Annotated in this window: 7 protein-coding genes; 5 read left to right on the forward strand and 2 right to left on the reverse strand. The window is 68.4% G+C overall.

Annotated elements, in window-relative coordinates; genetic code table 11:
* Nucleotides 1-53 precede the first annotated feature (53 nt).
* The 4 genes from CRP50_RS23695 to CRP50_RS23710 all read left to right on the forward strand — a co-directional run bounded on the left by CRP50_RS23695 (nucleotide 54) and on the right by CRP50_RS23710 (nucleotide 6148).
* Complete coding sequence (locus CRP50_RS23695; RefSeq protein WP_097281678.1) at nucleotides 54-1247, forward strand: phosphoglycerate kinase; 1194 nt, start codon at nucleotides 54-56, stop codon at nucleotides 1245-1247.
* Between the two features lie 168 nt (nucleotides 1248-1415).
* On the forward strand, nucleotides 1416-2930 hold the full coding sequence (locus tag CRP50_RS23700; RefSeq protein ID WP_097281679.1) for a hypothetical protein: 1515 nt from the start codon (nucleotides 1416-1418) through the stop codon (nucleotides 2928-2930).
* A 44-nt stretch (nucleotides 2931-2974) separates the two neighbouring features.
* A complete protein-coding gene (locus CRP50_RS23705) occupies nucleotides 2975-5422 on the forward strand; it encodes a hypothetical protein (protein ID WP_097281680.1) in 2448 nt (815 codons plus the stop codon).
* Between the two features lie 21 nt (nucleotides 5423-5443).
* Complete coding sequence (locus tag CRP50_RS23710; RefSeq protein ID WP_097281681.1) at nucleotides 5444-6148, forward strand: CpXC domain-containing protein; 705 nt, start codon at nucleotides 5444-5446, stop codon at nucleotides 6146-6148.
* 70 nt (nucleotides 6149-6218) lie between these two features.
* Here CRP50_RS23710 and CRP50_RS23715 read toward each other — a convergent pair whose 3' ends face one another.
* The gene (locus CRP50_RS23715; RefSeq protein ID WP_097281682.1) at nucleotides 6219-7718 is read right to left on the reverse strand and encodes an aldehyde dehydrogenase; all 1500 of its coding nucleotides are present in this window, start codon (nucleotides 7716-7718) and stop codon (nucleotides 6219-6221) included.
* Nucleotides 7715-8365, reverse strand: coding sequence for a cupin domain-containing protein (locus tag CRP50_RS23720; protein WP_097281683.1), 651 nt, complete (start codon nucleotides 8363-8365; stop codon nucleotides 7715-7717). Before CRP50_RS23720 ends, CRP50_RS23715 begins: the two co-directional genes overlap by 4 nt.
* Before the next feature lie 310 nt (nucleotides 8366-8675).
* On the opposite strand from CRP50_RS23720, the gene CRP50_RS23725 reads away from it, so the two are divergent.
* The coding region (locus tag CRP50_RS23725) for an alanine dehydrogenase (protein WP_416045222.1) at nucleotides 8676-9157 on the forward strand (482 nt) is incomplete at its 3' end.

The following is a 9157-nucleotide window of genomic DNA, read 5'->3' on the forward strand; positions in this document are numbered from 1 at the left end:
TCGCGGGGGCGGTTCCCCATGGACCGGATGCGATTGAGAAGAGGAACTATTCCATGGCCGACTTCAAGACCATCGACGACATCGACGTGGCCGGCAAGCGGGTGCTGGTGCGCTCGGACCTCAACGTGCCCATGAAGGACGGCAAGGTCACCGACACCACCCGCATCGACCGTTCCTGCGACACCATCCGCGACCTCGCCGCCAAGGGCGCCAAGGTCGTGGTGCTGTCGCACTTCGGCCGCCCCAAGGGCAAGCGCAACGACGAGATGAGCCTGAAGCCGGTGGCCGAGGCGCTGTCCGCCGCCCTCGGCACGGCGGTCGCCTTCGCCGACGACTGCGTCGGCCCGGCCGCCGAGACGGTGGTGAACGGCCTCGCGTCCGGCGAAGTGGCGCTGCTCGAGAACCTGCGATTCCACGCCGAGGAAGAGAAGAACGACCCCGGCTTCGCCCGCTCGCTGTCGGACCTCGGCGACATCTACGTCAACGACGCCTTCTCGGCCGCCCACCGCGCGCATGCCTCGACCGAGGGCCTCGCCCACCTGCTGCCGTCGGCCGCCGGCCGCCTGATGCAGGCGGAACTGGTGGCGCTCACCAAGGCGCTCGCCAAGCCCGAACGCCCGGCCGCGGCGCTGGTCGGCGGCGCCAAGATCTCCACCAAGCTCGACGTTCTCGGCAACCTGATCGAGAAGGTGGACATGATCATCATCGGCGGCGGCATGGCCAACACCTTCCTGTTCGCCAAGGGCATCGCCATCGGCAAGTCGCTGTGCGAGTCCGACATGGCCGACACCGCCCGCGCCATCATGGAAAAGGCGGAAAAGTCGGGCTGCGAGATCGTGCTGCCGCAGGACGTGGTGGTGGCGCCCAAGTTCGAGGAAGGCGCGCCGGCCACCACCGTCGCCTTCGACGCGGTGCCCGCCGACCAGATGATCCTCGACATCGGCCCGCAGGCCATCGAAACGCTGAAGCAGAAGCTGGCCGGCTGCAAGACGCTGGTGTGGAACGGCCCGCTCGGCGCCTTCGAGATCAAGCCGTTCGACACCGCCACCAACGCCATCGCCCAGGAAGCCGCCCGCCTGACCGCCGAAGGCAAGCTGCTGACCGTCGCCGGTGGCGGCGACACCGTCTCGGCGCTGGCCAATGCGGGCGTGGAGGAGAAGTTCTCCTACGTCTCCACGGCCGGCGGTGCCTTCCTGGAATGGCTGGAAGGCAAGACCCTGCCGGGCGTCGCCGCGCTGGCGGACTGATGCACGGCGCATGAGCCGACGAGGAAGGGGCGCCGCCGAAAGGGGGCGCCCCTTTTTTGGTGCGGCGCACACGTCGCAGTAGATATTTTTACGATCTTCTTGCTTTCGGCGGCATATCGGGCAATCTGCAGTAGACGTTCCGCGCGACTCTACAAGGCTAGGCCCGCCATGCACGCCCTGCTCGACCCCGACCGCGCCCACAAGCTCATCAAGGCGGCGCGCGCGCCCGTCGCCTTCGCCTTCCTGCCCGGCAAGACGCCCGACAAGAGCGTGCTCGCCGTCGACAAGACCAAGACGGGCAAGGCGCTGTTCGACCTGTGCAAGAGCGAGAGCGGCCTGAAGAAGGGCGCCCACGGCACCGTCACGTCGGAGGGGCCGCTGGCCGTCTTCGCCTGCGACAAGGACGAAGTGGCGAACCTGGAGCAGGCGATCCTGCGCTACTTCAAGGCCCACGGCGTCACCATGAAGGTGGAACTGGCGACGCCGGACCTGGAGGACGCCGAGGAGCACGAGGCCGAGCACGAAGAGACGCCGCCGCCGAAGCCGCGCCAGGAGGCCGAGCCCGAGCCGCAGGACGAGGCCCGCCCCAAGGCGCCCGTCGACGAGGACGACGAGGACGACGTTCCGGAAGGCAAGATCTTCCAGCCCGACACCATCGTCGCCCTGATCCGCAAGGCGGCCACCAAGCCGCGCCCCTTCGCCTTCGGCCTGGCCGCCGGCACGCCGCTTCTGTGCATGCACCCGCGCCTCGCGCCCAAGCGCCTCGCCGCCAAGGTGAAGCAGGAAGGCGCCCGCCGCGGCGCCTGGGGCATGGTCGGCCGCGAGGGAGCGGTGGCCATCTTCACCACCGAGAAGGCGCCCTTCCCCGGCCTGCGCCGCGGCCTGAAGCGCTGGTTCAAGGAGCACGGCCTGACGCTCAAGCTGCGCGTCCACGGCCCCGACGGCGAATACGACGACCCCGAGGACGTGGAGATCGAGGAGGCGCCGGGGTCGGAGGCGCCCGGCCCCGACGGTGGTGGTCCGCTGGCCGAGCTGCGCAAGCGCGTGGCGGCGGCCATGCCGGGGCTGAAGGCCGTGGCCGAAGCCCGCCGCGACCTCGCCGACGACATCCGCGAAGCCTACGCCGCCGCCCGCGACGCCTCCACGGACGGCGACGCGGTGCGCCTGGCGGAACTGGTGGAGACGCTGGAAGCCCTGGCCGCCGCGCCCCTGGAGGCGCCGGTGGAGGCGGAGCCGGAGGACGAAGCCCGCGAGGAGGTAGCCCCCGGCGACGAAGACGAGCCCCCGCCGTGGTTCGACCGCCCCTCCTTCGAGGCGGCGCGTCAGCGCTGGACGACGGCGGTGGACAGCGCGGAGGCCGAGGTGCAGGCCCTGGTGGCGGCGCTGCGCAAGACGGATGACACCGACCTGCATGCCATCGCCGACCAGCACGTCAGCACGGTCATGGGCGGCATGCGCGTCGCCATGACGGCGGCGCTGTTCAACGTCGCCCAGGCCCCGGATGCGGCCGTCGGGCCGGCGGCGGAGAAGGCGCTGGCCGCCATCGGCCGCTTCCGCGCCCACCTCGACAGCGACCCGCGCATCCCGGCCTGCGAGCGCAACCCCTTCGGCGTCGCCGTCCGTCTGCGCGACCCGCTGCACGGCGCCCTGGACGACCTGCAAGCCGTTCTCGAAGCCGCCTGATGCCTCGGGCGCCCCACCGTTACACCCTGCTGCGGATGTGAGCCATGGACGACGAGATCATCGACTGGAAGGCCCTGTTCGGCGCCCTGCTCCACGACGTGCAAGGCGCGAAAGGCCTTGCCGAAGGTGAAATCGAGGCCTGCCGGGGCTTGACCGATGCCCTGGCCGGCTTCGCGTTCGCCGAAATCGCGCCGCATGAGCAGCGTCTGAACGAAATCCGCGATGCCTTGGCCGACGCCGAGGGTGGCGGATCTTCCGAGGATCGTGTCGAGCGCTATAGGGTCGTGCAGGCGCAGGCGCAGGCCCTGGCACATCAGGTGCGAGAGGACATCGACGCGGCGACACTTCTGCAGCCCCGGATCATGACGGTGACCGCCGGGGCCGAAACCTACAAGAAGCGCCTGACCCTCATCCAGGACGCTGTAGCCAAGGCCGCGCAGCGCGGACCGGTGGACGCCCTGGGTGTGCAGTGCCGGACGTTCACCACGCGGAATGGACTGACGAGCGTGGCACAGACGTTGGGGCTCGCGGAAGCCGGCTTGCAGGCCGTCAGTGGCCCGATCGATATCGCCGTCGGGCAGGGCGTCGACGACATCGTCGCGCAGGCCGAGGCAATGGTCAACAACCTCGGAAACATCCGCGACAACGCCGTGCAGGAGCCCATGGCGAAGGCCGCCCTGACGGCGGATATTCAGGTGGTGACGCAGCAGTTGGCCGCTGCCCGGCTGATCGTCAACCCGACGGACCGGGCGCTCGCCGCCTGGCAGGTCGTCGAGAATTGCGCACCGGCCATGTCGGATGCCATCAACCGCAACAACGACATTCCTCTCGCCAAGGGGAGGATCGAAAACAAGTGTGCCGCGTTGCGGGCCCATGCCCGCGCCATTCCGCACCTCAAGACCGCCGCCAAACCCTTCGAGACCTATGCGGAGGCGGTACAGCAACTGGTGAGCAGTGCCGCTACCTGGGCGGACTTCGACCGCGAGACCAAGCGCGCAGACGTCGCCTTGGACGCGATGATCGCGACGGCACAGTCGGTGCGTCCCACGGCGGAAGCCATCGGCAAGACGATGCGGTCCTTCGACAACATCATGGCGCCTGTCGCAGCGAGCAGCCTCACAGGCCTCTACTTCAATGCCCTGGCGAACGAAAAGTCGGCCTTGGAAGCACGCATCGATCAGAGGCTCGCCACGGCCGCCGCCAGCGAAGTGGTCGGCATGGTGGCGGCACACGGCACGGCGCTCAAGAAGCTCCTCGACCGCGCCCTCACCGAGAAGGCGAAGGTGATCGACGGGCCGGACCGCAGCAAGGAACTCGCGGCGCTGGGCAAGGAAGCATTCAGCATCATCGCGACCATCGCCGATGTCACTGTCAAGGCAGCCCTGGAGAACCGCCACAAGGATATCGCGGAAGAGTGGAACAGCGTCGTCACGAATCCTGACGAGATGGTGAAGAAGACGAAGCTGCTGGAGAGCCTGGTGCTCGCGCGGAACCTGCTGACCGACGCCACCCGCGAATCCCTGAAGCAGCGGCCGGACGACACCGTCTTCGCCACGCTCAAACAGGAGGCGACGCGCCTCGGCGGCAAGGCCCCCGACGCTGTCGTCGATACGAAGTACCGCGCTGCCATCGAGGTGCAGTTCGGGGTCAATCTGCGGGTCGAAGAGAACATCGACACCCGCATGATCCCCAAACTCTACCTGCTGCTGTCGAGCGTTCCCGCCTCCCACATGAAGAACAAGAGCCTGAAGACCATCGATTATGGTCGAGAGCCGCCCAGCGCAGTCAACTACTACCGCTCCAGCGAGAAGCTCATCTCTTTCAACGCCATGCCCGAGAACAATAACAACGAAGCCTACAAACCCGATCAAGGCAACAGCGTATCGGTTTCCTATTACTCCGCCACGACACTGCATGAAGTCGGGCACTCGGTGGACGACGCCCTCGGCTATATGGACAAGAACATGGCCAAGGACGACCACGGGGGCTGGAAGGGCGACGAGACGCTCGACAGCGTCGCCGAGGCCTTCGGCAAGGCCGGGTTCTATGGTCGCCATACACCGCACGGAGCGACCGAGGCGGACTTGAAGAAGCTTCTCAAGGCCGCACTCGAAGGGACCATCCCCGACAAGCCTGCGACCGACACGGCAGCCCTCGGCTCGCTGCGGAACCGCTGGCGGGCCATCACGGGCGACGCCACAGTGTCCGCCTGCCTCAAGGCCCGCACCGACAAGTCGCCTTGGTACGGCGGCAAGAGCCGCGCCGCCGAGTTGACGGCCAGCACCCGGGTCTACCACGAGTCCTACGCCGGCCAATGGTCGAGCTATCTGTTCGCCGCCCGTGCCACCACCGGAATCTCTGAGTACCAATGGCGCGCCGCCGGCGAGTGGTTCGCGGAAGTCTACGCGCTCTACTACCTGGACAAGCTCGACAAGACCCAGGGCATCGGCAAGATCATCGCCGACCTGCCCGACCCCGAAGCCCGCCCCTGATCGCCGCCCGGAGGAGCCGCCATGTCCATCTTCAACGGCGCCAGCGCCCCCTGCCCGGTGTGCGATACGGTCAAGACGCTCGACGTGGTCGCCAGCGTCAATGCCGACCGCCGCCCCGACCTGCGCGACGAGATCCTCGCCGGCACCTTCCAGGGTGTCGCTTGCGACGCCTGCGGCGCCGCCTTCAAGTTCCCGCCGCAGATGACCTACATCGACGTCGGCCGCGGCCAGTGGATCATGGCGCTGCCGCCGTCGCGCCTCACCGCCTGGCCCGAGGCCGAGGCGGCGGCGCGGGCGGTGTTCGCCACCTCCTTCGGCGACGCCGCGCCCAAGATCGCCCGATCCATCGGCGCCAAGCTGGCGGCGCGGATCGCCTTCGGCTGGCCCGCCCTGCAGGAGAAGTTGCGCTGCCGCGACGCCGGGCTCGACGACGTGACGCTGGAACTGGTGAAGACCGCCATCCTCGCCAACGTCGACGGCTCGCCGCTGGCCGACGACCTGGAACTGCGCCTGCTGGCGGTGGAGGACGACACGCTGGTCTTCGCCTGGCTCAGCATGACCACCGAAGCCGCCGTCAACAGCCTGCGCGTGCCGCGCGCCGTCTACGACGAGATCGCCGCCGCCCCGGGCGACTGGGCCGAGATCCGCGGCCAGCTGGACGGCCATGCCTTCGTCGACATCGCCCGCTTCCTGGTGCCGCCGGCGCCGGCGGAAGACGCGGCGTAAACGCACCAGGGGCGCCCGCCGTGGCCGGCGGGCGCCCCTGTCATGCAGGCCGCATGAAAAGCGGACCGGATCAGCTCAGGTCGATCCAGGTCGCCTTCACCTCGGTGTACTTGTCCATGGCGTGCAGGCTCTTGTCGCGGCCGTTGCCGGACTGCTTGAAGCCGCCGAAGGGCATGGTCATGTCGCCGCCGTCCCAGCAGTTGACCCACACCGAGCCCGCCTTCACGGCGCGCGCCATGCGGTGGGCCTGGCGGATGTCGCGGGTCCAGATGCAGGCGGCGAGGCCGTAGATGGTGTCGTTGGCCACCTTCACCGCTTCCTCGGCGTCCTTCACCGAGATCACCGACAGGACCGGGCCGAAGATTTCCTCGCGGGCGATGGTCATGTCGTTGCGCACGCCGTCGAACACGGTCGGCGCGATGTAGAAGCCGCCCTCGTTGCGGCGCACCTGCTCGCCGCCCAGGCGCAGGGTGGCGCCCTCGGCGCGGCCCTTCTCGATGTAGCCGAGCACGCGCTGCATCTGCCCTTCGTCGACGATGGCGCCCATGGCGGTCGCCGGATCGAGCGGGTCGCCGGGCATCATGGTCTCGCCGATCTTGACGATCTTCTCGACCAGTTCGTCGCGGATGCTCTCCTGCACCACGAGCCGGCTGGCGGCGGTGCAGACCTCGCCCTGGTTGAAGAAGATGCCCATGGCGGCGTGCTGCGCCGCCTTGTCGAGGTCGTGGGCGTCGGCCAGCACGATGTTCGGCGTCTTGCCGCCGGCCTCCAGCCACACACGCTTCATGTTGGACTGGCCGGCGTACTGCAGGAACAGCTTGCCCACCTCGCCCGAGCCGGTGAAGGCGACGCAGTCGACGTCCATGTGCAGGCCGAGCGCCTTGCCGGCGGTCGGGCCGAAGCCCGGCACCACGTTCAGCACGCCCTCCGGCAGGCCGGCTTCCACCGCCAGCTCGGCGATGCGCAGCATGGACAGCGGCGACTGCTCCGCCGGCTTGACGATGACCGAGTTGCCGGTGGCGAGCGCCGGGCCGAGCTTCCACGCCGCCATCAGCATGGGGAAGTTCCACGGCACCACCGCCGCCACCACGCCGATGGGCTCGCGGGTGATGAGGCCGAGGGCGTCGGGGCCGGTGGGGGCGACCTCGTCGTAGACCTTGTCGATGGCCTCGGCGTGCCACTGGATGGCGTTGGCCGCGCTCATGACGTCGACGGCGAAGCTGTCGCGGATGGGCTTGCCCATGTCCAGCGTCTCGAGCAGCGCCAGTTCGTTGCGGTGCTCGCGCATCTTGTCGGCGAGGTTCAGCAGGATGCGCTTGCGCTTGGCCGGCGCCATCTGCGACCACGAGCCCTTCTCGAACACGGCGCGGGCCGAGGCGACGGCGCGATCGACGTCGGCCACGTCGCCTTCCGCCACCTGGGCGATGACGCGGCCGTCGCGCGGGCTGACGCAGTCGAAGGTCTTGCCGGACTGGGCGTCGACGAATTTGCCGTCGATGAACAGCTGGGTGCGCGGCGTCAGCTCCGACGCCAGGCGCTGGTATTCGTCGCGCGTGAGAAGCTTGCTCATGGGGTGCGGTCTCCCTGCATCTGCATGTGCGGCGGGTCTTCGGGCGGCGCCTCGGCGGCGGCCTCCATGGGCTGGACCGTCGCCGCCTGACCCTTCTGGAAGGTGGTGGTGGTGCTGGCGGAGACGAGCACGCAGGGCTCCTCCCCCAGGTTGCGGAAGCGGTGCGGCATGCGGGTGCTGAAGTAATAGCCTTCGCCGGCCGTCAGCACCCGGCGCTCGTCGCCGACCGTCAGCTCGATGGCGCCGGAGACGACGACGCCCGCCTCCTCGCCGTCGTAGGACAGCATGGTCCCGCCGGTGTCGCCGCCGGGCATGTATGTCTCCTGCATCATGTGCAGCTTGCGGTCGCGGTAGCTGCCGCCGACCATGCGGAACTTCACCGTGTCGCCGAAGGAGAAATCGGCGAATTCATGCACGCCGTAGAAGGTCTTGTTCTCCGACCCGAGATCCATGGTGAAGAACTCGGCGAGCGAGATGGGCATGCCGTCCAGCACCTTCTTCAGGGAGGCGACGGAGGGGCTCACCCGGTTCTGCTCGATGAGCGAGATGGTGGAATTGGTCACCCCGGCCCGCTTCGCCAGTTCGCGCTGGCTGAGGCCATAGAGGGCGCGCAGGGCCTTCAGGCGGGCCCCCACGTCGAAACTCATGCGCCGTTCCTCCCGTGGCCGGCGGTTCACCGGCGCTCAGAATGTTTTACATCCGGAGTCGGCGGCAGCCGGACGGATGCCGCTGATAGTAAGACCAATGCAGGGCCTTCGGAAGCCCCCTTGTCAAATTTTCTCATCACCCCTACGGTGAATGAGACAGCCCCTCCGAGGAGGAAAAACCACCAAGACACCAAGGCACCAAGAGGTCGTGCCGGCGTCGACGGCGGTGCCCGGCGACGACGTGGCGGCGAAGATCGAGAGCTTGGTGTCTTTGTGTCTTGGTGGTTCCAACACTGCCAGGGAGTCTTCCATGCTCATCGGCGTTCCGAAGGAAATCAAGAACCACGAGTACCGCGTCGGCCTGACGCCGGCCAGCGTGCGCGAGCTGGTGCACCACGGGCACGACGTGATCGTGCAGACCAACGCCGGCGGCGCCATTGCGCTCACCGATGCCGACTATCAGGCCGCCGGCGCGCGCATCGTCGACACGCCCGAGGAAATCTTCGCCCGCGCCGAGATGGTGGTGAAGGTGAAGGAGCCGCAGCCGCACGAATGCCGTATGCTGCGCGAGGGCCAGTTGCTGTTCACCTACCTGCACCTCGCGCCGGACCCGGAGCAGGCGAAGCTTCTGAAAGAGTCCGGCTGCGTCGCCGTCGCCTATGAAACCGTCACCGACGCGCGCGGCGGGTTGCCGCTGCTGGCGCCCATGTCGGAAGTGGCCGGGCGCATGTCCATCCAGGCCGGCGCCAAGGCGCTGGAGAAGTCGGCCGGCGGACGCGGCGTGCTGCTCGG

The sequence above is a fragment of the Caenispirillum bisanense genome (assembly GCF_900230255.1).
GTDB lineage: Bacteria > Pseudomonadota > Alphaproteobacteria > Rhodospirillales > Rhodospirillaceae > Caenispirillum > Caenispirillum bisanense_A.